This is a genomic window from Neptunomonas antarctica, from assembly GCF_001305295.1.
In the GTDB taxonomy this organism is placed as follows: domain Bacteria; phylum Pseudomonadota; class Gammaproteobacteria; order Pseudomonadales; family Balneatricaceae; genus Neptunomonas; species Neptunomonas antarctica.
The window spans coordinates 79,314-103,280 of the sequence record NZ_LJSI01000054.1 but is presented as its reverse complement, the minus strand read 5'-3'; the positions used below and the strand labels follow the sequence as shown (position 1 = coordinate 103,280).

General features: G+C 46.3%; 16 protein-coding genes and 1 tRNA gene. 9 read left to right on the top strand and 8 right to left on the bottom strand.

The annotated features are described in order from the left end of the window. Positions 1 to 77: 77 nt before the first annotated feature. From choW to Nant_RS19680, 3 genes are read left to right on the top strand one after another with little or no spacing between them, the layout of a single operon-like run. Positions 78 to 923, top strand: a complete 846-nt coding sequence (gene choW / locus Nant_RS19690) for a choline ABC transporter permease subunit (protein WP_054343388.1) — start codon at positions 78 to 80, stop codon at positions 921 to 923. 2 nt (positions 924 to 925) lie between these two features. Then, positions 926 to 2,131, top strand: coding sequence for a choline ABC transporter ATP-binding protein (gene choV / locus Nant_RS19685; protein WP_054343387.1), 1,206 nt, complete (start codon positions 926 to 928; stop codon positions 2,129 to 2,131). A gap of 55 nt (positions 2,132 to 2,186) precedes the next feature. Next, complete coding sequence (locus tag Nant_RS19680; RefSeq protein WP_054343386.1) at positions 2,187 to 3,776, top strand: alkaline phosphatase; 1,590 nt, start codon at positions 2,187 to 2,189, stop codon at positions 3,774 to 3,776. Positions 3,777 to 4,045: 269 nt separating this feature from the next. Here Nant_RS19680 and betI read toward each other — a convergent pair whose 3' ends face one another. Next, entirely contained in the window at positions 4,046 to 4,666 is a 621-nt protein-coding gene (gene betI, locus Nant_RS19675; RefSeq protein WP_054343385.1) for a transcriptional regulator BetI, read from the bottom strand. A 357-nt stretch (positions 4,667 to 5,023) separates the two neighbouring features. Here betI and cysQ point away from each other — a divergent pair, with 357 nt between their 5' ends. Further along, a complete protein-coding gene (gene cysQ, locus Nant_RS19670) occupies positions 5,024 to 5,809 on the top strand; it encodes a 3'(2'),5'-bisphosphate nucleotidase CysQ (RefSeq protein ID WP_054343384.1) in 786 nt (261 codons plus the stop codon). Between the two features lie 221 nt (positions 5,810 to 6,030). Here cysQ and Nant_RS19665 read toward each other — a convergent pair whose 3' ends face one another. The 3 genes from Nant_RS19665 to Nant_RS19655 form a co-directional block, all read right to left on the bottom strand. Continuing rightward, positions 6,031 to 7,377 carry a sodium-dependent transporter gene (locus Nant_RS19665; protein WP_082400437.1) on the bottom strand — a complete coding sequence of 449 codons (1,347 nt, stop codon included), beginning with the start codon at positions 7,375 to 7,377 and terminating at the stop codon, positions 6,031 to 6,033. 124 nt (positions 7,378 to 7,501) lie between these two features. Then, entirely contained in the window at positions 7,502 to 8,557 is a 1,056-nt protein-coding gene (locus Nant_RS19660) for a Leu/Phe/Val dehydrogenase (protein WP_054343382.1), read from the bottom strand. Between the two features lie 97 nt (positions 8,558 to 8,654). After that, a complete protein-coding gene (locus Nant_RS19655; protein WP_054343381.1) occupies positions 8,655 to 12,143 on the bottom strand; it encodes an indolepyruvate ferredoxin oxidoreductase family protein in 3,489 nt (1,162 codons plus the stop codon). Positions 12,144 to 12,826: 683 nt separating this feature from the next. Here Nant_RS19655 and Nant_RS19650 point away from each other — a divergent pair. Next, positions 12,827 to 13,477: a class I SAM-dependent methyltransferase gene (locus Nant_RS19650; RefSeq protein ID WP_054343380.1), complete on the top strand. Its 651-nt coding sequence runs from the start codon at positions 12,827 to 12,829 to the stop codon at positions 13,475 to 13,477. A gap of 75 nt (positions 13,478 to 13,552) precedes the next feature. Here Nant_RS19650 and Nant_RS19645 read toward each other — a convergent pair whose 3' ends face one another. From Nant_RS19645 to Nant_RS19630, 4 genes are all read right to left on the bottom strand, one after another. Next, complete coding sequence (locus Nant_RS19645; protein WP_054343379.1) at positions 13,553 to 14,815, bottom strand: DEAD/DEAH box helicase; 1,263 nt, start codon at positions 14,813 to 14,815, stop codon at positions 13,553 to 13,555. 155 nt (positions 14,816 to 14,970) lie between these two features. Continuing rightward, the gene (locus tag Nant_RS19640; RefSeq protein ID WP_054343378.1) at positions 14,971 to 15,792 is read right to left on the bottom strand and encodes a polyphosphate kinase 2 family protein; all 822 of its coding nucleotides are present in this window, start codon (positions 15,790 to 15,792) and stop codon (positions 14,971 to 14,973) included. 241 nt (positions 15,793 to 16,033) lie between these two features. Beyond that, positions 16,034 to 16,109 (bottom strand) — tRNA-Thr (locus tag Nant_RS19635). A gap of 551 nt (positions 16,110 to 16,660) precedes the next feature. Continuing rightward, a complete protein-coding gene (locus Nant_RS19630) occupies positions 16,661 to 17,524 on the bottom strand; it encodes a prephenate dehydratase (protein WP_054343377.1) in 864 nt (287 codons plus the stop codon). 142 nt (positions 17,525 to 17,666) lie between these two features. Here Nant_RS19630 and Nant_RS19625 point away from each other — a divergent pair, with 142 nt between their 5' ends. The 4 genes from Nant_RS19625 to Nant_RS19610 all read left to right on the top strand — a co-directional run bounded on the left by Nant_RS19625 (position 17,667) and on the right by Nant_RS19610 (position 23,955). Next, complete coding sequence (locus tag Nant_RS19625) at positions 17,667 to 19,781, top strand: sensor histidine kinase (protein WP_054343376.1); 2,115 nt, start codon at positions 17,667 to 17,669, stop codon at positions 19,779 to 19,781. Continuing rightward, complete coding sequence (locus Nant_RS19620) at positions 19,782 to 21,146, top strand: sigma-54-dependent transcriptional regulator (RefSeq protein ID WP_143773506.1); 1,365 nt, start codon at positions 19,782 to 19,784, stop codon at positions 21,144 to 21,146. Between the two features lie 353 nt (positions 21,147 to 21,499). Beyond that, positions 21,500 to 22,522 (top strand): TAXI family TRAP transporter solute-binding subunit, encoded by a 1,023-nt coding sequence (locus Nant_RS19615; RefSeq protein ID WP_054343375.1) that lies wholly within the window; start codon positions 21,500 to 21,502, stop codon positions 22,520 to 22,522. Positions 22,523 to 22,926: 404 nt separating this feature from the next. Further along, positions 22,927 to 23,955, top strand: a complete 1,029-nt coding sequence (locus Nant_RS19610; protein WP_054343469.1) for a TAXI family TRAP transporter solute-binding subunit — start codon at positions 22,927 to 22,929, stop codon at positions 23,953 to 23,955. The last annotated feature ends 12 nt before the right edge of the window (positions 23,956 to 23,967 follow it).

Genomic DNA, 23,967 nt, shown 5'->3' with positions numbered 1-23,967 from the left:
GTTTCCCTGTATTTTTGAAGTACTTCTTCGCCCCATCGCGTGGTGAGGCTATCGTTTATTTATAAAAAGGCAAACTCATGAATTGGATTACTGAGCACAAGATTCCGCTCGGCAGCTGGATGGAAGCTTTTGTTGATTGGCTGACATTTAATGCCGCCGGTTTTTTCGATGCCATTTCAATCTCTTTGGAATGGATAATTATCTCGATGGTAGATATTTTCCAGTGGTTTCCTCCCTTCGTACCTATGATGCTGACGGCAGCTATTGCTTGGTGGCTGCATCGTAGTCTGCCATTAGTGATTTTTGTAGTTGCCGCGCTGTTATTAATTCTTAACCTGGGTTATTGGCAGGAAATGCTGGAAACTTTTGTGTTAGTCCTGGCAGCCACGACGTTTTCTGTTGCCATGGGTATTCCTATCGGAATCATGGCGGCTCATAAGCCCTGGGTGTACACCATCTTGCGGCCTATTCTTGATTTGATGCAGACCATTCCTACCTTTGTGTACCTCATTCCTACACTCGTATTGTTTGGTCTTGGTGTAGTGCCGGGGCTGATATCAACGATCATATTTGCTGTGGCGGCACCTATCCGACTGACTTATTTGGGCATTAGTCGTGTTCCTGCAAATCTGATCGAAGCGGGTAAGGCGTTTGGTGCTACACCGTTCAAGCTTCTTTATAAGGTTGAGTTACCTGCCGCCATGCCAAACATCATGGCAGGTGTTACACAATGCATCATGTTATCCCTTTCAATGGTGGTGATATCGGCGCTGGTGGGTGCTGACGGTTTAGGCAAACCCGTTATTCGCGCGCTGAATACGGTCAATATTTCTCAGGGTTTCGAAGCCGGGCTAGCCATCGTGCTGGTGGCCATTATTCTGGATCGAATCTGTAAAGCGCCCGGCGCTAAAGAGGAAGGTTAATCATGGCAGCAATTAGTATTCGCAATGTGGATGTCGTATTTGGTAACCATGTTGAGCAGAGTCTGGCATTACTCGATAAGGGTAGCAGTCGGCAAGAAATCATCGATGCGACGGGTGATGTAGTGGGTGTACATAACGCCTGTATCGAAGTGCAGCCAGGTGAGATCTGTGTATTAATGGGCCTGTCCGGCTCCGGTAAATCAAGTTTGTTACGTGCAGTGAATGGCTTGAACACGGTCAGCCGGGGCGAGATTTTAGTGCAGGATGGTGATCAAATGGTGGATATCGCCAGCTGTGATGCCAAAACCTTGCAGCATATGCGGACCCGTAGAATATCCATGGTGTTTCAGAATTTTGCCCTGATGCCATGGATGACTGTCATCGATAACGTTGCCTTTGGTCTGGAAATGCAGGGTATGAGTAAGCCAAAACGTCGCGCTAAAGCGATGCAGCAGTTGGAGATGGTGAGCTTAACTGAATGGAAAGATAAGTATCCGCATGAATTGTCGGGTGGCATGCAGCAGCGTGTAGGTTTGGCACGAGCATTTGCGATGGATAGCGACATATTGCTGATGGATGAGCCTTTTTCTGCGCTTGACCCCTTGATCCGCAACCAGTTGCAAGATGAATTAATTGAGTTGCAACAGCGCTTGAATAAAACCATCTTGTTCGTTAGCCACGATCTGGATGAAGCGCTCAAGCTCGGTACTCATATTGCCATTATGGAATCAGCCAAAATTATTCAGCATGACAAGCCGGAAGATATCGTTCTTAACCCAAAAACGCCTTATGTCGCAGACTTCGTTGCCCATACTAATCCATTGAATGTTCTGTGTGGCCGCTCACTGATGACGGATGTAAGCGAATTGGATACACGCGATGACATGCCGGATGATATGAGAGTCTTGAACCCTCACGACAATACGCTGATCAGCGTCAACGCAGAAGGGGCCGTCGTCGCGGCTAGCCGTCAGGATCAGCCGTTGAATCTACATCGTTGGATTGACGGACAAGACATAGAAGACCTTGCAGAAGGTTTGCTGGTGATGGCTGCTGCGGATGTATCGATGCGCTTAGCGATCGAAATCAAATATAAAACAGGTTTGCCGGTACTGCTGACTGAAAGTGACAAACTGGTGGGTGTCTTGTTAGACAAAGATTTCTATCATGCACTACTGGGTAAGCACTTTACTGTTGGTTCTGACTAAAGGTAGTCATGGCTCTGAATGTTAGTAGCAAAAAAATAATAATCAGGAGAGATTTATGATCTTGCGAAAATTAGCCTTGGTGTTGGGTGTCGTCGCTGTGTCTATGACAGGGGCGTATGCGGATGGTATTAAAAACGTGATAGTGGTTATTGGCGATGGTATGGGGCCGCAGCAAATAGGTTTATTAAATAGCTATGTAAAGCATGCTCCTAACTCGGTTTATAAAGATAAAAACAGACGCAGTGCATGGGAGTCTCTTGCTAAAGAGGGTGTGCTGGGTCTTGCTTATACTGATGCAGCTAATGTGCTGGTCACTGACTCTGCTGCTTCTGCCACACAATTTGCTAGCGGCAAAATGGCAGGGTCGGAAATGGTTGGAACTGATCTTGATGGTTATGCCACAGAAACAATGCTTGAAATAGCGGCGAAGATGGGCAAATCAACAGGCTTAATCACTGATACCCGTGTAACGCATGCAACACCTGCAGGATTTGCTGCTCACCAGACTCATCGATCTAAAGAAAATGAGATCGCCATAGATATGCTCAATAATAAGGTTGATGTGTTATTGGGTGGTGGTTTGCGTCATTGGATACCGAAAGGCGCTAATGATAAAGACGGTAATGTCCAGGCTCACCTGAAAGATATTACCGGCGGCGCCGTGCGTATTAAATCTAAGCGTAAGGACGAACGTAATTTATTGGAGGAAGCCCAACAACAAGGTTACCAGTTAGCATTTACCAAAGAGCAGTTAAAGGCATCTTCTGGTGATAAGTTGCTGGGTTTATTCTCTTACTCGCAAACGCTGAATGGTATTCAGGAGTCGATGACGGCTAATAGTGCGGATCGTACTGTTCCCACGTTACGTGAAATGACCGAGAAGGCCGTGTCAATTCTGGAGCGTAACGATAAAGGGTTTTTCATGATGGTGGAGTCCGGCTTAATCGACTGGGCAGCGCATGATAATGATACCGGCTATATGCTACATGAAATGCTGAAAATGGACGGCGTTGTAGAATATTTACGAGAGTGGGCAAAAGACCGGGATGATACCTTGATAATCGTAACCGCAGATCATGAAACGGGTGGTTTCGGTTTTAGTTATTCTCGTAGTAATTTGCCTGAAGGCAGAGACCTTCCGGGTGATGTTTTTGAAGGGAATGAATTTAAGCCGAATTTCAATTTTGGTAACTACGGCATTCTGGACAAAATTTATCAGCAGACGGCTTCTTATGTTGATATTTTCAGTATGTTCGATGCGTTACCTGCGGTTGAGCAAACACCCGCAGCATTGGCAGGATTGGTTAACAGTCATACGCGTTTTGCTATCTCGGAAGCTGAGGCTGCCAGAGTACTGGAAACGGAAAACAATGAGTATTTTGTTGAAGGGCACAGCTACCTTAGCGCTAAAACGTTCCCTAAAGTGAATGAATTCAAAGAGTTCTTCGTTTACGGCAATGAAGTAAGGCACAACTTATTGGCCAGTATTGTGGGTAAACAGCAAAACACGGTATGGGCGACTGGTACGCATACTAATACTCCTGTCCCGATTGTAGCCTGGGGGCCTGAGTCAGTGACTGGCCAATTTAATGGGCTGATACACACCACCGACTGGGCAAAATTCGCTATCCAGGCAATGCAATAGCTGACATGAAAGCATAGCTCGGCCTTTAGTCTGGCGCCGGGCTATAGATCCGCAATCTGTATAACACTTACGTCAATGGGAGATTTCCGGGTATTTGTGTGGCTGACTATTTTTCCACTGACAGAGTTCCCGACGTATGCGGCTGAAGAGGCATACCCGTTTACAAACCCGCTGGCGCACTTAATGGTGCCCTGACTTATAAAGAAAAAATTAAAAGTGCTGAATAAGGGCCGGGCATCTTGAAAACACCGCCTGCCTGGCTTTTGAGTTCAATAACCCGTGCCGGATTTGTGTCTGGCTATGACGTCTTCAGGCAGTTGTTGCTCAAGGTAATCGGTAATCAGGCGCTGTGCTACATCACTATCAATCCCTGTCGGCGTCAATGCGCCCCGCAGCCAAATACCATCGATGAGTGCCGCGATACTCTGCGCTACAATCAAGGCTCTATCCGTGGGTAATACCTGTTTTAATTCCAGAAGCAAATGTGATAAAAGCCGTTTTTCGTTGACACGCTGCAGGCGATGAAGTGCCGGATCATGCATCGCTAAAGACCAGAACGCCAGCCAGGTTTTGACGACTTTGGGTTCCACTTGTCGGGTATCAAAGTTGCCGCTGACAATAGCTTTAATACGGCTGACGACATCATCAGGTGCGGTTTCTTGTAAGCGAATTTTAACACCATGAGAGAGTTGCTGTAACACCGAGCGCATGGTTGCTTCCAAAAGACCATGCTTGCCGCCGAAATAATGGTTAATAATCGCCGGAGACACGCCTGCGTAACTGCTAATCATCGCAACACTGGCCTTATGTAAGCCAACGGCATTGATCGCTTCCATTGTCGCATTGATAAGCTGCGGTTTTCTTATTTCGGGCATTCCTACTTTAGGCATATGGATCTGTCTCGGCTATATATAGAGAGAGGGGGGAATTTGCGCTTCGCCCCGTTAACTGTCAAGCGAATCTCGGAGATAGTGACAATTATAGGGGAATGACATTGTTGTTGTGCAGATACGGCGTACTTTGCTTCTTAATGACTGTGTTAGTGTGAATCGCGGAATAACTAGTGGGGCTTTATCATCCGGCTCTGCAACAAAGCCACAGCTCAAACACAGTAGGATCTGATGTTGCGTCTTGTCGAAACTTATCTTACGATTTTGTCAGGAAGGGATGAGTCATACCTTTTGCCAGGCAGGCTGCTAATTAAAATACGAGAGTAAATTCAATATTTAAATAGGGATAGCGATTCAATGCAAATAGATAACGTAATCGTACTTGTCCGGCAAGCGGCTATTGCTGTGATGGATATATATCGTAAAGATTTTTCGGTTTTTGAAAAGTCGGATAATAGTCCACTCACCGCAGCCGATATGGCAGCTCACCATATACTGGTTGATGGCTTAACGGCTTTAACACCCGATATTCCTGTTTTATCAGAAGAGTCCGATGACTCAGTTAAAATTGATCGAATAAACTGGTCTACCTATTGGCTGATTGATCCTTTGGATGGGACGAAGGAATTCATAAAGAAAAATGGTGAGTTCACTATTAATGTGGCTCTGATTAAAAATGGTGTCCCTGTTCTTGGTGTTGTTTTGGCTCCAGCAGATAGCACGCTGTATTGGGGTGAACTTGGTAAGGGCGCTTTTAAGCAGATAGGTTTAGAGCCCATCGAATCTATCTCTGTGTCTGCTGTACCAGACCAGCCTACCGGTTGGCGTGTACTCGGCAGTCGTTCACATCAATCACCCGCGTTTAAGGTATTTATGGAATCTCTGCCTGAAGCTCATATTATTGGAATGGGTAGTTCTTTAAAGCTGTGTTTAGTTGCAGAAGGGGCTGCTGACCTATACCCGCGTTTAAGCCCAACGAGTGAATGGGACACGGCGGCAGGCCATGCTGTGGTACTCGCATCGGGTGGCCAGGTTTTGGCTTTGGATTCGTTAGCGCCGCTTGTCTATAACGCTAATTCGGAATCTTTATTGAACCCTTCTTTTGTCGTCTGCGCCGAACCTTCAGTTTTTTGGGCTCAGTGATAAATACAGGCCAGATGCTCAGTACTGCTGTGTCATTAGTCCCTGACTGATTTTTGCGATAGCAATGATGTTACCGGTTGATATTGATGCTGGTATGAGCATTAAGGTCTGGATATTAATCATTGTTTGTCAGGTGCAGCGCATCAATCTGTAGGCATAAATAAGGAGCCGCTTTGGCTCCCTATGTTAAACACGCGTGATTGCGCAATGGTAGGCTGGATTTACACCAGGTTGTAGATAAAGACTACGGCGACGGCTGCGGGTGTAATAAAACGCAGTACAAACATAAAGCTCTTAAAGGCGATGCGGTTACCTATATCCAGTTGATTTTCGACCGCCTGCTTACTCATAAACCAGCCCGTGAATATAGCAATGCATAAGCCTCCTAAAGGCATCATTACATTAGCGGTTGCGTAATCCAGCAGGTCAAAGATAGTTTTACTTTCAAACGCCGGAATAAATGATAACGGGTAAACATCAGCCCATTCATTGAACGACAAGATCGTCAGCATACCTAGCAGCCAGATCGCTACACCGCCAATCAGTGTTCCTGATAAACGGCTAATACCTTTTTGTTCTTCCAGCCATTCAACCACCGGTTCCAGCAGTGAAATGGCAGAAGTTACGGCGGCAACCACTAATAATGTAAAAAATAGTGATCCGAACAATACCCCGCCGGTCATTTTGCCAAATGCTAAAGGCAGCGTTTGGAAGATCAAGCCCGGGCCTGAACCGGGTTCAAGGCCGTTGGCAAACACCAGCGGAAAGATCGCCAGTCCGGCTAGTAGCGCCACAGCGGTGTCCACAACAGATACAGCGACGGCTGTTTTTACGATTGATACATTTTTGGGTAGGTAGGAGCCGTACGCCATCATTACGCCCATTCCGAGGCTTAGGGTAAAGAAAGCGTGACCGAGTGCCGTTAAGAAGCCTGCAGTGGTTAGTTTTGAAAAGTCAGGCTGGAATAGAAAAGTAAAGCCCTGGACGAACTCGCCACTATTTATGGCATAACCGACCATGACTAGCAGTAAGACAAAGAGTAACGGCATCAGGATATTGATTGCTTTCTCCATGCCTGAGCGAATGCCGCGGGCTACGATAATGATGACCAGCACCATGAAAATAGAATGCCATAACAGCAGTGTCCATGGGTCTGCAAGCAGGTCACCAAACAGAGCGCCAATACTATCGGCGTCACCACCCGCAAAAACGCCGCTGGCGGACTGGCCAACGTAAGCTAATGCCCAGCCACCTATCACTGAATAGAACGAGAGAATCAGGAACGATGCTGTGATTCCCATCCAGCCGATCCAGGTCCAGCGTGAGGACAGGCCGTCATGTTGTGTCAGCATACGCAGTGAATTGATGGGGCTGCGACCTCCGCGGCGGCCGATCATAACCTCGGCAATCATAATAGGAATACCGATCAGCGCGATACATAGCAGATAAACGAGTACGAAGGCTCCGCCTCCATTTTCACCTGTAATGTAGGGGAACTTCCAGATATTACCCAGCCCGACCGCAGAGCCGCTGGCTGCCAGAATAAAGGCCAGTCTGGACGACCACATCGGGTTGTCTTTACGAGCGTCAGCGACAGAGGGCGCCTCTGTATAAGTTTTGCTTACTTGGGTCACGAATGTATCTCCACTAATTTATTTTTATATGTATGGGTGAAAAAAGGTGTTTATACGGTTACCTTCCCATAAATCGCTCTTCTGCCAGCGTGTTGGCGATCATGCCGGTTGGTAGGCCTGTGGTATCACTGCGGCGGAAGATCTCTGCGAGTGTTTCGCCTATGGTTTCAATATGGCGTAACACTTTTTCTGGTGTATGACCTACACGGTCATAGAAAATATCGATAATGCCGCCAGCGTTAATGGCGAAATCAGGGGCGTACAGGATGCCGCGCTCTTTTAGCATCATATCGTGACGCGAGGCGGCTAATTGGTTATTAGAAGCCCCGGCAATCACGCTTGCCTGAATGGTTGGAATGCTAACGTCATTAAGAATGGCACCTAAAGCACAAGGGGCGAGTACATCGACGTCTAACGCTAGAATATCTTCTGCAGAAACAGCCGTAGCACCTAATAACTGTACCGCTTTGTCGACTTGTTCCTGATGGATATCGGTCACATAGAGTACTGCACCTGCAAGGTGTAAGTGTTCGGCCAGACGATATCCCACATTCCCTACGCCCTGAATGGCTACGGATAATCCTTGTAAATCATCTCGCCCCAGACGCTGCTTAACTGCCGCTTTGAGGCCGATAAAGGTACCGTAGGCTGTGGCTGGAGACGGGTCGCCATTAGAGGCTTTACCGTCTATACCGGCGCGTTCCGTAATGCCCGCTACATATTGAGTATGACGGCCCATGATTTTAAGATCAGCGACACTAGTGCCTGAATCTTCGGCTGCAATATAGCGGCCACTGAGGCTTTCCAGGCAACGTCCCATCATTGCCAGTAAGGCTTCCGTTTTGTGTTGACGTGGGTTGCCGATAATCACGGACTTGCCGCCGCCCAGATCCAGATTGGCGAGAGCTGATTTGTAGGTCATGCCTTTAGACAGACGCAGCGCATCGGTCAGCGCTTCTTCGTCGTTCGCATAATTCCACATACGACAGCCCCCCAGAGCGGGGCCACGATTGGAATTATGGATGGCTACAATGGCTTTAAGGCCGGTCGCTTCATCATGAAAAAAATTGACCTGCTCGTGTAAATCAAATTCGGGATGACTAAAAACTGACATATAAACCTCGTGTTCCTTAAGATTATTTCAGCCGCCTGTCGGACTTAACTGGTCAAGACCGACAGGCAGCGAATTTACAATGCTTGTTTGAGTAGCTTTAGAGTTGTTCGGCAGCCACTTCCTTGATGGCTGCATCAGTCGTTAGTAATTGCGCCTGCAGAAGCTGACGTTTTTCCTGAGCTTTGTGGTAGTTGGCCTCTTTCACCGGGCCATAACCACGGATCATTCCGGGTAATTCGGCGAGCTGCTGAGCTGCGCTGTAGATACCATGATTGGCATCATTTACGAGCAGCGCTTTTTCTATAAGAGTCATGTCGGCTTCATAGTCGCGGATAATTTGTTGCTCCAGGCGGCGGTCTTCACTCCAGGCAAATATATCCAGGGGCGTGCCACGCAGGCTTTTCATCCGGGCGAGCAGGCGAAATAGAGGCAGAATTTTCTGGCTGAATTTACGTTTTCGCGGCCGGCCTGTGTGCTTGTCTTTACGCGCAAGTAGCGGAGGGGCCAAGTTGAATTCAAGTTCGAATTCGCCTTCAAATTGCTCAGTCAATTGCTGGCGGAAAGTGTCGGATGTGAGCTGACGTGCCACTTCATATTCATCTTTATAGGCCAGCACTTTGCTGTAGTTTTCGGCAATCGCACGGCTGATGTGAGTTTTCCGGGTCTGTTCTTTTTCAACGTCTATAAACTGTCCCAGTCGTTTTTGGTAACGCTGAGCCAGTGCCGTATTTTGGTATTGGCTCAGGTGTGCCATCTCACGTGCTATTTGCTCATCCAGTGATGGCAGCATGCGTACGGTTTGTACGGCGGCATCGGGTTTGACTATCTGGATCACTTTATCCAGATTATGCGCGGCGCAACGTCCCCATAAGAACGCTTTAAGGTTGGTGTCGACTGATGCACCGTTAAGCTTGATGGCCTGTTCAATTGAGGCGCGGTGTAGCGGCAGCAGACCTTTCTGGCAAGCATAGCCGACAGTAAAGAGGTTGACGGCCATACCATCGCCCATCAGATCTGTTGCCAGTTGCGTGGCATCAAAACAGAAGGTGCCATCCGGGCGAGCTGTTGCTTCGATGACGGCCTGCATCTCTTTATTCGGCACGTGCAGATCAGGATCGCGGGTAAACGCGGCTGGCATTGTGTCGTGATTATTGATGATGGCAAAGCTGCGTTTGCCGTCGAGTTTGCCGAGTGCTTCTTCGCTGGCACCGACCATTAGATCGAAACCAATTAATAAATCAGTTTCACCGGCTGGAATGCGCACGGTATGGATTTGGTCTTGTGAAGGTGCAATTCTGATGTGGCTCATTACGGCACCAAATTTCTGCGCCAGGCCTATCTGATCAAGAACACCTACGCCTTTCTCTTCCAGATGGCCGGCCATGCCAAGCAACGCGCTGACCGTTACAACGCCGGTACCACCGACACCCGTCAGCAGAATGTTATAGGGTTTACTGATAACAGGTGTGACAGGCTCCGGCAGATTGTCTGCTGGTGGTGTTGCATCTAAACCGGCTGCTTTACGAAGAGTGCCGCCTTTAACCGTGACAAAGCTGGGGCAAAAGCCGCGGATACAGCTGAAGTCTTTGTTACAGGAAGATTGATCGATCTGGCGTTTACGTCCCTTTTCTGTTTCTTTGGGTAAAACTGACAAGCAGTTAGATTGCACACCGCAATCACCACAGCCTTCACAAATTTCGCTGTTGATGACAACGCGCTTATCTGGATCAGGTAGCTGACCACGTTTGCGGCGGCGACGTTTTTCTGCTGCACAGGTTTGATCATAGATCATTGCTGTACAGCCTTCTATCTCGCGAAGCTCGCGTTGAACAGCGTCCAGATCATCACGGTGATGGAAAGTGACGCCGTCTGCAAAGTCGGCCCGGCTTGGGTATTTAAAGGGTTCGTCGCTGACAATGGCAAGGCGACGTATGCCTTCTCCAAACAGTTGGTGTGTGATCTTTTGTACTGTGAGCTGTCCGTCGACGGGTTGCCCACCGGTCATAGCCACGGCATCGTTGTATAAGATTTTATAAGTAATATTTACGCCAGAGGCGATCGCGGCCCGAATGGCTAATAGGCCAGAGTGGAAATAGGTACCATCCCCCAAATTCTGAAACACATGTTTATTATTTGTGAAGGGAGCCTGGCCGATCCAGGTCGCCCCTTCGCCGCCCATTTGGGTGAACGTTTCGGTGCCGCGATCCATCCACGTCGCCATATAATGGCAACCAATGCCGCCAAGCGCTTTACTGCCTTCGGGCACAACGGTTGATGTGTTATGCGGGCAGCCTGAACAGAAGTGAGGGGTGCGTTCAACCAGCGAGCGCGGTTGTGCCAGTTCGGCCTCTTTAGCGCAGAGGAAGGCTAAACGAGAGGCGACCTGTTCGCTTTGGTAAAAAGGCGCTATCCGTGATGCAATCGCTCTGGCAATCATGGCGGGTGTTAGCTCGCCTAATGTAGTAAGTAACTCATTACCGTTTTCATCACGTTTGCCGACAATGCGAGGGCGAATATCGTCCTGCCAGCTGTAAAGGTAATCTTTAATCTGATCTTCAATAATACCGCGTTTTTCTTCGACCAATAGCAGCTCTGGGGTGCCTTTGGCAAACTCGCGAATACCGACGGGTTCCAGTGGCCAGACCATGCCGACCTTGTAGAGTTTAATGCCTAGTTCGCTGGCCATTTCATGGCTGATGCCCAAATCATCCAGAGCCTGCAATACATCCATATAAGATTTGCCGGTAGTGATAATTCCCAGGCGTGGTTGCGGGCTGTCAATCACGGTTTTATCGAGTTTATTGGCGCGACAAAAAGCTTCGGCTGCTTTGAGTTTGTAGGTATGTAAGCGAGCTTCCTGTTGCATCGGTTTATCAGGCCAGCGCGCGTTGATGCCTTCTGCAGGTAATGTGAAATCTGAAGGGATCTGAATTTTGACCCGATCAAGATCAAGGTCAGCAGATATAGATGAATCGAGAAGTTCTGCGAGTGTTTTAAAGCCAACCCAGCAGCCGCTATAGCGAGACATTGCCCAGCCATAAATACCAAAGTCCAGCATCTCCTGAATACCTGATGGATACAGCACCGGTATCATCGCATCAACAAAGGCGTAGTCACTTTGATGGGGCAGGGTAGACGACTTGCAGGCATGGTCATCACCGGCCACGGCTAATACACCGCCAAACTCCGAGGTGCCAAATGCATTGGCGTGTTTTAACACATCGCCGGTCCGGTCTACACCCGGGCCTTTGCCATACCAGAGGCCAAAGACACCGTCGTATTTAGCGCCGTCAAATACATTGACCTGCTGGGATCCCCATACTGATGTCGCACCCAGATCTTCGTTGATACCGGGTTGGAAAAAGATATTATGTGTCGCTAAGTATTTTTTAGCCTGCCAGAGTGTCTTATCAAAACCACCCAGTGGGGATCCACGATAGCCTGAAATAAAACCCGCGGTATTTAATCCCTGCTGTTTATCGCGCTGTGCCTGCATCATCGGTATGCGCGCTAATGCCTGGCTACCGGTTAGATAAACGCGTCCTGAATCTAATTCCCATTTATCATTAAGTGTTACATCTTTCATGGGTGTACTCCCGCTGTCGTGCTTTAAGGCACGGATATGGTACGGAAGCATCACGCATCAATTCGAATTTACCCGGTTACACAGCAGTATTGCCTGGTGGTGGCGCACTATGTAAGGGTAATTAACGTCTGAATTGATAGGTAGTGCTTCTTAGGTCTCGTAAGAGATCAACATAAAAAACAAAAGATCAACGGCTAAAAAATAGCCAAACGTTAGTCTGAAATTTCATGGGGTGAAATTATTCGATGAGGCGATGATATTATTGATAACGATGGGTGGCTTGAGTGGTTATGCGGTTGAGTCATGTGGTATTCCTCAAACGATTACTGGATCTCAGTAATGTTCAACTTTTGTTATTTTTATTCGGCCGGTAGGCCGGTCCATTATTAATGGCTCTTGTGAAGCGCTGTGTGCAAAGATAGGCGATCTTTTAATCAAGGTCAATAGCCAGCTTTGCGTTTACGTTTGCGTTAACTTAAGAGTTTATGAAACGAAAAATGTTTTATTAGCAAAGTGAGGGGTCGTTGTATTTTTATAGAGAGTCAAAGTGCTCTTGAGTTCTGCGCTACTATCGGATTTAACAATTGGTTATGTCTTAATTAAGGGGGTAAAATATAAGATCTGCGTCGCTAATCAATTTCTCAGATAAGCACGTTTTGCATGTCAATTCATTAGGTTAGTTTATGTCTGCGCTTCGTCTGAGTTATCAAACAATTGAGTTTGGTGAGGTTGATATTCATGTGCGAACATTACGTGATAATCAGCAATTTCTTGATGTGGGTGGTGTGGCTGAAATATTAGGTATTTCTTCTGCTGCATGGCCATTATTCGGTATTATCTGGCCCTCGGGTGAGGTACTTGCACATTTTATGTTTGATTATGAAATTGAAGGTAAAAGAATTCTGGAAGTAGGCTGTGGTATCGGCCTTACCAGCCTCATGTTGAATCATCGTCATGCAAACATTACAGCGACAGACTATCACCCGGAAGTCGGTGATTTTCTGAAAGTAAATATCGCGTTGAATAATGGCAAAGTTATACCCTTTGTGCGGACCGGATGGGCCGATGTCTATAGTGGTTTGGGTGTGTTTGATGTAATAGTGGGTAGTGATTTGTTGTATGAAAAAGAACACGTTGAGCTATTGTCTGATTTCATTGACCGGCACGCTAAGCCGCATTGCGAGGTGATTTTGGTTGATCCCGGCCGAGGGCATCATTCGCGTTTCAGTAAGAGAATGCTAACCTTGGGTTATGCGCATAACCAACATAAACCTGAAAATACAGATTATCTTGATAAGCCTTTTTCCGGGCAAATATTGCGCTATTTGCGTTAATTAAAAAACCCCGGTCAATAACCGGGGTTTTAGTGTGCTTCTCAGGTGTGAGCCTGAAGTGTAAGTCAGCTTAAATTAAGCTTTACTTGTCGGGTTGTGGCCCCGGGCGTTTTCCCCAGAGCGCTGTCCGTCTCTGTGTCCGGTTTTTGGCTTTTTCGGGTGCCTTGGGTGAGCGGAACGTTGTAAGCGTGACTCTGGTAGAGGGTGTACCGGTTGAAAACCAGGTATATCTTTTCGTGCCAGTAGTGTGCCTGTCAGGCGTTCAATAGCAGCCAGTAGTTTGAACTCATCGGCACATACCAGTGATATAGCCTGACCAGTTGATCCTGCACGACCGGTACGACCAATGCGGTGAACATAGTCTTCTGCCACGTTCGGTAAGTCAAAGTTGACAACCTGTGGTAGCTGTTCGATATCCAGTCCACGTGCGGCGATATCGGTCGCCACCAAGACCTGAACTGAATAGTTTTTGAAGTCGGCGAGTGCTTTTGTGCGTGCGCCCTGACTTTTGTTGCCATGGATGGCTGCAGATTTGATGCCTGACGCTTCTAAATGTTTAGTCAGCTTGTTAGCGCCATGCTTGGTTTTGGTAAATACCAATACCTGGCTCCACTGATGTTCTTTAATCAATTGGGTGAGCAGCGCTGGTTTTCTGTTCTTGTCGACCGGTGAGATCCACTGCTCGACTGTAGGTGCCGCTGCGTTGCGTGGACTCACTGAAATCTCAATCGGGTTGTTAACCAGGCCTTTTGCCAACTTACGGATGTCATCAGAAAAAGTGGCTGAGAACATCAGGTTCTGGCGTTTTTTAGGTAACAGCGCGATGATTTTGCGGATATCGTTGATAAAGCCCATATCCAGCATGCGATCTGCTTCATCTAAAATCAGCACTTCGAGTTGATCAAACCTAACAGCCCTTTGGTTGTACAGGTCCATTAAGCGGCCCGGTGTGGCGACCAGTATGTCTACACCCTTACGTAATTTCATCATTTGAGGGTTGATCTTCACGCCACCAAATACAACGGTGGAATGCAAGGGTAGGTTTTTACCATAGGTCGTTATGCTTTCGCTAACCTGGGCTGCCAGTTCCCGGGTAGGTGTGAGTACCAGTGCACGTACCTGGTTGGCTCTGGGAGGCGTGCCTCTGGAGAGTATTTCCAACAAAGGCAGTGTAAAGCCTGCTGTTTTACCTGTGCCTGTTTGGGCAGCTGCCATAACGTCCTTGCCTTCAAGTACAGCAGGTATTGCCTGAGCCTGAATAGGCGAAGGAGTTGTATAGCCTTTCTCGGTAACAGCGTCGAGTATAGGTGCGGACAGGCCCAGGGAGGCAAAGCTCATAGAATATCTCTTGTTGATGTGTATTACAGGTTGGTTTTCGCCTTTTCAGGCGGTCGTGAAGCTTACAGGATATGCTGCTTAAGTGCTATTTAAATCCCTTTCTGACGCGCCTCTGTGCGTGCAAAGAGGCGCTGTGTTTTTGTCAGCGCTGGCTGTTATACGTCAAGTCCAAGATGTTGCCTTGCTGCTATGAGTACATCTGGATTAACCGGTGGCGGTGCCAGGTCTACACCCTTCTCCATGGTTTTAACGATATGTTTTAATACTTTTAGCCTGGCATACCACTTATGATTTCCCGCAATCGGATGCCATGGGGATGTTTTGGTTGATGTTTTTTCAAACATTTGCTCTATCGCTTCAGCGTACTCTGGCCAGCGATTCCGATTGCGGATATCTTCTTCTGTTAGCTTCCAGCGCTTAGTCGGGTTGCCTAATCGCTCGGTAAAGCGTTTTAGTTGCTCTTCGGGTGAGATATGCAGGAATATTTTAATAATTCTTACACCATCGTCTGACAGCATCCGTTCAAACTCATTGATCTCTTGATAGGCCCGTTGCCATTCTGGCTTGCTGGCAAATGCTTCAACGCGTTCTACCAGTACACGTCCATACCATGAGCGGTCAAATATGGCGATTTTACCCGGTGCTGGCAGGCGGGTCTGAAAACGATACAGGTAGTGTTTGCCTTGTTCCTCTTTTTCAGGGGAGCCAATAGGGTGTACCTGAAATCCGCGAGGGTCGAGTCGTTCAGTCAGGCGTCTGATGGCACCACCTTTGCCGCCGGCATCCCATCCTTCAAATACGATTATGGCACGTCGATTCTGATGGTAGTAGGCTTGCTGAACATGCAAAAGCCTCTGTTGCCATTTCTTGAGTTTTTTCTCGTATTTTTTTTTGTTAGCAATGCTGGCATCGTTAAGCGCAAGTGCTGAAAGGGTGGGTGTGTCATTTTGCAGTAGGATGGCGGAAGGTTGTTGCATAGCGGTCTCACTCAACTGGTTTGGTATGAGTTTAGACGCTGTTGGGGGGTATCTCAATTCTAATCAGAGAGGGGTTGATGTGAGTCGTGTATATGTAGCGAGATCGCAATGCGAGTGATAAATATAAAGTATGAAAGGTGTATAGGGATAGTACTGGATATAAAGAGCTTTGAATTAGCTAAAAAAGTAGGGTCTGTAAAGGCAGAATTTAGCTATGTATACAATTTTCAACAGAGGGAAGTGGTGCCGGCACCAAGAGTCGAACTCGGGACCTACTGATTACAAGTCAGTTGCTCTACCAGCTGAGCTATACCGGCGCTGTGTTGAAGTGCGCGTATAATAATGAGGAGGGTTGCTTTGTTCAACCCCTAAAAACGATTTATTTTAAAAAAAGAGATAATAAAAGGAAAATCGTTTAAAAAGCACACAGTTTTCCTTTGTTGTTGGGTGTTCGGCCGGATTGTTGAGCCAATATTGTTTTAATTTTTCTAACGCAATACGGATTTTTTTTGCCGGGTAGATCAGATCGGGATCTGCCATGACTGTATTGTTGGTTCCTTTTTTGATGCTAAGGAGCCGTGTGTGGTAGTTGCTCGTTAATCGTTTACTGATCAATTACTTCAGCCGGACGAAAAAAAACCCCTGTAAACAGGGGCTAAAAAAGACAACTCGAAAAGTCAGAGTTGAAAGTAGGGATGTGATAGACACATGGTTTCGTGAAAAAGGGCAACACGAATATCTCTATCAGGTGTTACTATTGATTTTTTTGGTGCACTGCACAATTATACTTTAGTATAACTGTTTTAAGCTATTGAATTAATTATAAATAATTCAATAGCTTGTTATTGTGCGCTGCACTTTTCTATATTTAAAGCTCGATTTTTTGATTCTGCTTTAAACGGAAAGGGTGAGCTACATAAGTGCCGATAATACGAACCTCCTTTGCGAAAAAGTCGAGTTCTTGTAAGGCATATTGCATAGATTTTTGGTCAGGGTGGCCTTCAACATCCAAATGAAAACTGGCGGCTTGCATAGTGTCCGATGCCAGATAGCTTTCTAATTTGACCATATTCACGCCGTTGGTAGCAAAGCCACCTAAGCCTTTGTAAAGCGCTGCCGGTAGGTTACGAACAGTGAACATGATGGTGGTAATAAAAGTAATACCCGGCTCAAGTTTTGGCATGTGACTTTCTTTTGCCAATATGACAAAACGCGTGGTATTGCCTGTTTTATCCTGGAAATTGTCTTTAAGAATGTCGAGATCATACAGCTCAGCGGCCAAACTAGAGGCTATCGCCGCATGCCCTGGTTCTTCCATTGTCAGCAGAGCTTCTGCGGCACCAGCAGTATCAAGGCTGGCGATAGGTGTTAAACCGAGTCTTTTAGTATTATTGTCACACTGTGCCAGGGCTTGCGGGTGAGACGAGACTTTACGAAGTTCTTCAATTTTCGTACCTCGTTTGGCGAGCAGGCAATGATTGACCGGTTCAAAATGTTCGCTAATAATATGTAATTGAGTTTTAGGCATAAGGCGGTAAATCTCTTCTACACGCCCGGCGGTTGAGTTTTCCAGTGGAATCATGGCCAGTTGCGCATCTCCTCGCTCAACCATAAACATCGCTTCTACAAAACTCCCACAAGCAAACGCTTCCATCTCTGGATAAACGTGGCGACATGCTAAATGTGAGTAGGCGCCTTTATGGCCCTGATAAGCAATGGTATTGGTGCTCATGATATAGTGATTTCCGTCAGTCAGTTGTCGGTCAATTAAGTCGCCATTATGTCATAGGCATGGCGATGCGTTGAATCTTTATCAAGAGCAAGAACCCTGTTACTTCTCCGGGTGCAGGATAAAACGAATTAAAGGTGAGACTTTGCTGGTAAAACGCTCAATTATTGTCGTAGTGATGGCGGCTATTTTTAGCCTGATTCTATCTTGGCAATCGTATATCTATACGCGCGACTGGGAAGTTACTCAGCTGCATCAGCAGGGTTCCTCAAAGCTGTTGGATACCATTAGTGCGCTTCGCGTAGCGATCGACCAATATCGTTATTTGCCTTTTCTCTTGTCGCAGAACCGTGATGTGAAGGATCTATTGATCCGCCCCAATCCCGATAAAATTGTTCGCGTGAGCCGTTATCTTGAGCAAACTAATCTGGTGGCGGGTTCAGCCGCGTTAATGGTGCTGGATCGAACCGGACGAGTTGTTGCTTATAGTAACTGGCGGGAGCAGGACGCGAATACGGCACAATCTTATCAGGATGCCCCGTTTTTCAAGCAGGCAACCGCAGGGGAGCAAGGGCGCTATTTTGTCGTGGATGGCAAGCCGGCAAGCCCCTCTTATTATCTTTCAGCCGCTATTTATTCTCGTCAGCAGTTCATCGGTGTATCGGTCATGCGGCTGGACATTGAAAAAGTCAAAGAGCAGCTTTCTCTTGAATATGCTTTTTATGTAGCGGATAAAGAAGGTCAGTTATTGTTCGCTAGTCAGTCATTGCTGACAGGCCAGGCATTTTTAACGAATAAATCATTATTAAATGGCGGCGATAACTTCTGGCCGTTAGCACCTCTATATACTGAAAATCTAAATGACGGACGAAAGATTAGCCTCTGGAAACCGGGGGGCGGCGCACAATTAAATTTGTCGGTGATCCTTGATGATCTTGGATGGAATGTGGGCATTCTCGCGCCGATTGAATCCGCTCAACAGAAAGCCTTTTATGTAAGTTCTATCGTAGCAGGCGGCTGTTTGGCTCTGGCGTTATTAGTCTTGTATTTACGTGAGTTTCGCTTGAAGAGACGCTCACAAGCGGACGTGATCAGAGCGCAACGGGACAGTGAGCAGCGCCAGCGTTACATTATCAATACCGCTCAGGTTGGGTTGATTACGGTCGATAAGAACGGGGCTATTGTATTCATTAATCCAATGGTAATGCAGCAGTTTGGTGTCTCGCTCGCATTGATTATAAACCAGCCTTTGCATATTATTTTTGCAGATATTGATCAGTTTACACCCCTGAAGCGCTGGTTAGATGGGCTGTCGCAGGGTGAATTTACGCCCATCACCGGGTATGAAGTGGTGGGTAAACGCTCGGATGGATCAGTGTTTCCTATTCTGTTTTCTATCAGAATGATGACAGCAACACCTGAGCCTAGTTATTTAGTAACCATGATTGATATCACGCGGCGTAAAAGGCTGGAGCATACATTGCGGGAAGTGAATGAGTCGCTTGAGCATAAAGTGGTTGAGCGAACTCAGGCTCTGCAGTCGGCACAAAGTGAATTGGTGCAGGCAGAAAAGCTGGCAGCACTGGGCAGGATGTCGACCGCTATCGTCCATGAATTAAATCAGCCGTTAACGGCCATGCGAAATTATCTGGCGATTATACGACGCGTGATGGATCGGCCTGAACTGCTTAATGAAAATCTTATTTTGGTGAATAGCTTAGTCGATCGTATGGCATTGATTACCGGGCAGCTTAAAACGTTCGCTTATAAAAATCCTGATAAGCGTGGCTCGTCCGAATTAATTCATGCTATCAATCATGTGTTAGGGCAGTTTGATGGTGTTTTCAGTGAACATCATATCAGGTGTCAATTTACGCATGAGTTACCTTGCTATTGGGTGGATGCAGATGAAGTGCGTGTTGAGCAGGTATTGATAAATCTGGTGAAAAATGCCTGTGATGCAATGCAAGGGTGTACGGGTCTTCGGGATGTTTCGATACGGGTTAATCAGCTGAATGAGCAGATTGTTCTTGAAATTAGTGATAGTGGTGAGGGTGCAACAGATGCTCAGTTAGCGCATATGTTTGAGCCATTCTATACAACTAAAACAATGGGCAGTGGTTTAGGTCTTGGCTTGCCGATTGTTGAAGGTATTATTCGTGATCTGGGCGGTAAAATTAAGGTAGGTCGTAATCAGGCATGTGGATTATGTTTTACTGTTTATTTGCCATTGTCTGCCGTCGAAGAAGGGGAATCTTAGTTGGAACATTGTGGGCATGTACTATTAGTTGATGACGAAACCATGGTGCGTCAATCGACGCAGCAGTGGTTGCAAATATGTGGATTTACGGTGGACAGTTATGCCAGTGCTGAGGAGGCGTTGGCAGCACTGGATGATTCATTTTCGGGTGTAGTCGTAACCGATGTGAGAATGCCTGGCATGAATGGGCTTGAGTTCATGAAGGCGGCCTTGCAAAAAGTCTCGGGGCTGCCTGTTATTTTGCTGACCGCGCATGGTGATGTTGATATGGCCATCAGCTCTCTGCGTGACGGCGCTTATGATTTCATTGAAAAGCCTTATGTTCCTGAACGCTTGGCGGAAACGGTGCACCGGGCATGTGAAAAGCGTCGACTCGTGTTAGAAAACCAGAAATTGCAGCAGAATTTAGCTTCTTTATCCGGTATTGATGCAAGAATTATAGGTATATCGCCCTCTATCCAGCGTTTAAAGCGTGAGTTGCTCAAAGTAGCGGAGCAGGATACTAATGTGATTGTCTATGGGGAAACGGGTACGGGGAAGGAGTTGGTAGCGCAATGTTTACACGAGTACAGTCATCGTAAAAAGCACAACTTTGTGCCCATTAACTGCGGTGCGATTCCTGAATCATTGATAGAAAGCGAACTGTTCGGGCATGAGGCGGGTGCTTTTACCAGTGCAGCAAAACAGCGTATTGGTAAGTTTGAGTACTCAGATAAGGGGACGTTATTTCTCGATGAAATTGAGAGTATGCCTCAGAACCTGCAAATCAAGCTGTTGAGAGCTTTTCAGGAAGGGGTGATTGAGCGGCTAGGGTCAAACAATGTAATTAGTGTTGACCTGCGTGTTATTGCCGCCGCAAAGGTAGATTTAAGAGAAGATAGCAACTTCAGGGAAGATCTGTTTTATCGTTTAAGTGTTTCCCAATTACATATCCCTCCATTAAGAGACAGGTTGGAAGATGTGCCTTTGTTATTTAATCATTATCTGAAAATAGTCGCGGTTGACCATGCCAGAAGCCCGCGTACTTTATCTACTCAGGATCAATTGACGTTGGCAGGATATCATTGGCCCGGGAATGTAAGGGAGCTGAAGAATATAGCCATCCGCTATTCTTTGGATCCGGAGTTGTCGGTTGCTGATATTCTGATGGCGGCGGAAGGCATGTCGACGCTTGAGCCTAGGCTGTTTAAGGCATTACCGTTAGCGGTGCAGGTGGCTAACTTTGAAGCCGAAGTTATTCGGGCAGCGTTACGCAACTATCAGGGAAATATTAAAGTGACGATGGAGCAGCTGGATTTGCCGCGCCGCACCTTAAATCAAAAAATGATGCGATATGGTATCAGCAGAACAGATTTTAAAGAATAAGCGTCCCGTTTCTCATTGCGACGAATGTCTGCCTATATCGGCAATAAATAGCTCATTATTGATTTGGCTCTTTATTTTTTGTGTGGCAATAGCGCTGAATCCCTTGTTCTATAGGCTCTCACAGGGGTATTCGCCTATGAGCTAATTATTGCCTATAAAAAGAGGCTAATCGGCAATAATTAGCTCATTTTAACTTTGTTAATGTTGTAAATTTTATTTTTCCTTGTAAAACAAAATGTTGTGTTTTCTGGCTCGATATCTGCTCTAGACTATTATGTATTTACAAAGCATTTTAAGCTGTTCTGCATTTACAAAAAATTCTCACAATAATAAGCATAATAAAAGGTTTTAGAATGAATATTAGTAAACGCTCATTGATCAAATCACTCTCAATGGCTGTTGCTCTGGCCTCCGGTGTCAGTGGCTTGGCTCAGGCTGATGAACAGCGTTCTTATATTATGGCTACTGCCTCCACAGGTGGTACTTACTATCCTGTAGGTGTAGCGCTGGCAACGTTGGCAAAAATAAAACTGGAACCTACGCATAACATCTCCATGTCTGCTATTAACTCAGCAGGGTCCGGTGAGAACATTAAATTACTCCGTGATAATGAATCTCAGTTTGCGATTCTGATGGGGCTTTACGGTGCGTGGGCATGGAATGGTGAGGGAGCATTAGCTTCCCATAGTCCGCAAAAGAACCTGCGCTCCGTTACTATGCTCTGGCAAAACGTTGAGCAGTTTTCAATTAAATCTAAGTATGTCAAAACGGGCACAATTTCTGATCTTGCCGGTTTGATGGACGATAAGTTTGCTATTGGCGGAAAAAACTCAGGAGCTGAAGGCGCTGCACGCCATATCATGGGTAATTTAGATATGAATGCAGACAAGTTCAATCTGGCGTATTTAGGATATAGTCCAAGCGCTGATGCTCTGCAAAATGGTACGGTGAGTGGTATGAATATTCCTGCCGGTGTGCCGACGAGTGCGGTGACGCGCGCTTATGCTGCTTTGGGTAATGAGATGACGATGCTTGATTTTACTGATGAGCAGATAGTTCGTGCTAATGGTAAATATAATCTATGGACGCGTTTTAATATTCCGGCGAACACCTACCCAGGTCAGACCAAAGAGATTAACACCATGGCGCAACCTAATTTTCTGGCGGTGCGTGATGATGTTTCTGAAGAAGATGTTTATCTTATAACCAAAACCATCTACGAGAACCTTTCGTTTCTGAATAGTATCCATAAAGCTACCAAAGCAATGGCTATTGAGAAAGCGATTGCAGGTCTTCCTGTACCATTACATCCAGGCGCCGCGCGTTATTACAAAGAAGTAGGAATGGTTATTCCTGAGCATCTGATCGCTAATTGATCTTGTAAAAACCAATGAGGCCTGACATGGGTCCATTGGTTTCCTTTCTGTATTCTTTAATAAACTCTCCCGCTTTTTATCACTGCTCACACTATCTCACTCGGCAATAAATAGCTCATTACTGATTTGGCTCTTTATTTTTTATGCTGGCAATAGCGGTGAATCCCTTGTTTTATAGGCATTAACCGGAAAAGTAGCTCATAAGCTATTTTTTGCCTATCAAACGCTTCTTATAGGCAATAATCAGCTCATTTTTACTTTATCAATGTTGAATGATTATTTTTTTACTTATAAAACAAAGAGTTGTTTTTTTTGGCTCGATATCTGCTTTAAGTTGTTTTGTATTTATAAAGACTGCTCGCAAAAACAATCATAATAAAATAATTATTATAAAAGGTGACAGAATGAAAATTAGCAAACGCTCATTGATCAAATCACTCTCAATGGCTGTCGCACTAGCCACCGTTGCTGGTGTCAGCGGATTGGCTCAGGCTGATGAAAAACGCTCTTATATTCTGGCTACCGCCTCAACGGGTGGTACTTATTATCCTGTAGGTGTTGCGCTGGCAACGTTAGCAAAAATAAAACTGGAACCTACGCATAACATCTCCATGTCTGCTATTAACTCAGCAGGATCCGGTGAGAATATTAAGTTGTTAGGCGAAAATGAAGCACAGTTTGCTATTCTTCAAGGTCTCTATGGCGCTTGGGCCTGGGAGGGTGAAGGCAAGCTTGTGAATAGTGGGCCACAGAAAAATCTTCGTTCGATTTCTATGTTGTGGCAAAACGTTGAGCAATTTGTCGTTAAAAGCCAATTTGCAAAATCAGGCACGATTGACGATCTGGGCGCCTTAAGCGATGAGAAGTTTTCTATCGGTAAGAAAAACTCAGGTACAGAAGGTTCGGGTTTAGCGATCATGAACAATCTGGGTCTTGATACTGGAAGCTTTAGCTTTGCTTATATGGGATACGGATCATCTGCAGATGCGCTGCAGAACGGTACCATTGAAGGTATGAATATCCCATCGGGCGTACCTACCTCCGCTATTACACGCGCATATGCGTCGATGGGTAGTGATATCACTGTGCTGGACTTTACCGATGCTCAGATTGAAAAAGCAAATGGTAAGTATAAACTGTGGACGCGTTTTAATATTCCAGCGAACACTTACCCAGGCCAGACCAAAGAAATTAACACCATGGCGCAGCCTAATTTTTTAGCCGTACGTGATGATGTTTCTGAAGAAGATGTCTATTTGCTGACAAAAACATTTTATGAAAACCTGCCATTCCTGAACGGTATTCATAAAGCCACCAAAGCAATGGCGCTGGATAAAGCTATTGCTGGTTTGCCGTTGCCATTGCACCCGGGTGCTGTGCGTTACTACAAAGAGATGGGTCTCACTATCCCTGATCATCTGATCGCTAACTGATCACTTTAAACC

Coding starts and splice junctions, on each gene's coding strand:
- cysQ (WP_054343384.1), top strand. CDS start 5,024: ATGCAAATAGATAACGTAATCGTACTTGTCCGGCAAGCGGCTATTGCT.
- betI (WP_054343385.1), bottom strand. CDS start 4,666: ATGCCTAAAGTAGGAATGCCCGAAATAAGAAAACCGCAGCTTATCAAT.
- choV (WP_054343387.1), top strand. CDS start 926: ATGGCAGCAATTAGTATTCGCAATGTGGATGTCGTATTTGGTAACCAT.
- Nant_RS19650 (WP_054343380.1), top strand. CDS start 12,827: ATGTCTGCGCTTCGTCTGAGTTATCAAACAATTGAGTTTGGTGAGGTT.
- Nant_RS19665 (WP_082400437.1), bottom strand. CDS start 7,377: ATGTGGTCGTCCAGACTGGCCTTTATTCTGGCAGCCAGCGGCTCTGCG.
- Nant_RS19630 (WP_054343377.1), bottom strand. CDS start 17,524: ATGAGCACCAATACCATTGCTTATCAGGGCCATAAAGGCGCCTACTCA.
- Nant_RS19645 (WP_054343379.1), bottom strand. CDS start 14,815: ATGAGCTTTGCCTCCCTGGGCCTGTCCGCACCTATACTCGACGCTGTT.
- Nant_RS19610 (WP_054343469.1), top strand. CDS start 22,927: ATGAAAATTAGCAAACGCTCATTGATCAAATCACTCTCAATGGCTGTC.
- Nant_RS19655 (WP_054343381.1), bottom strand. CDS start 12,143: ATGAAAGATGTAACACTTAATGATAAATGGGAATTAGATTCAGGACGC.
- Nant_RS19640 (WP_054343378.1), bottom strand. CDS start 15,792: ATGCAACAACCTTCCGCCATCCTACTGCAAAATGACACACCCACCCTT.
- Nant_RS19680 (WP_054343386.1), top strand. CDS start 2,187: ATGATCTTGCGAAAATTAGCCTTGGTGTTGGGTGTCGTCGCTGTGTCT.
- choW (WP_054343388.1), top strand. CDS start 78: ATGAATTGGATTACTGAGCACAAGATTCCGCTCGGCAGCTGGATGGAA.
- Nant_RS19660 (WP_054343382.1), bottom strand. CDS start 8,557: ATGTCAGTTTTTAGTCATCCCGAATTTGATTTACACGAGCAGGTCAAT.
- Nant_RS19615 (WP_054343375.1), top strand. CDS start 21,500: ATGAATATTAGTAAACGCTCATTGATCAAATCACTCTCAATGGCTGTT.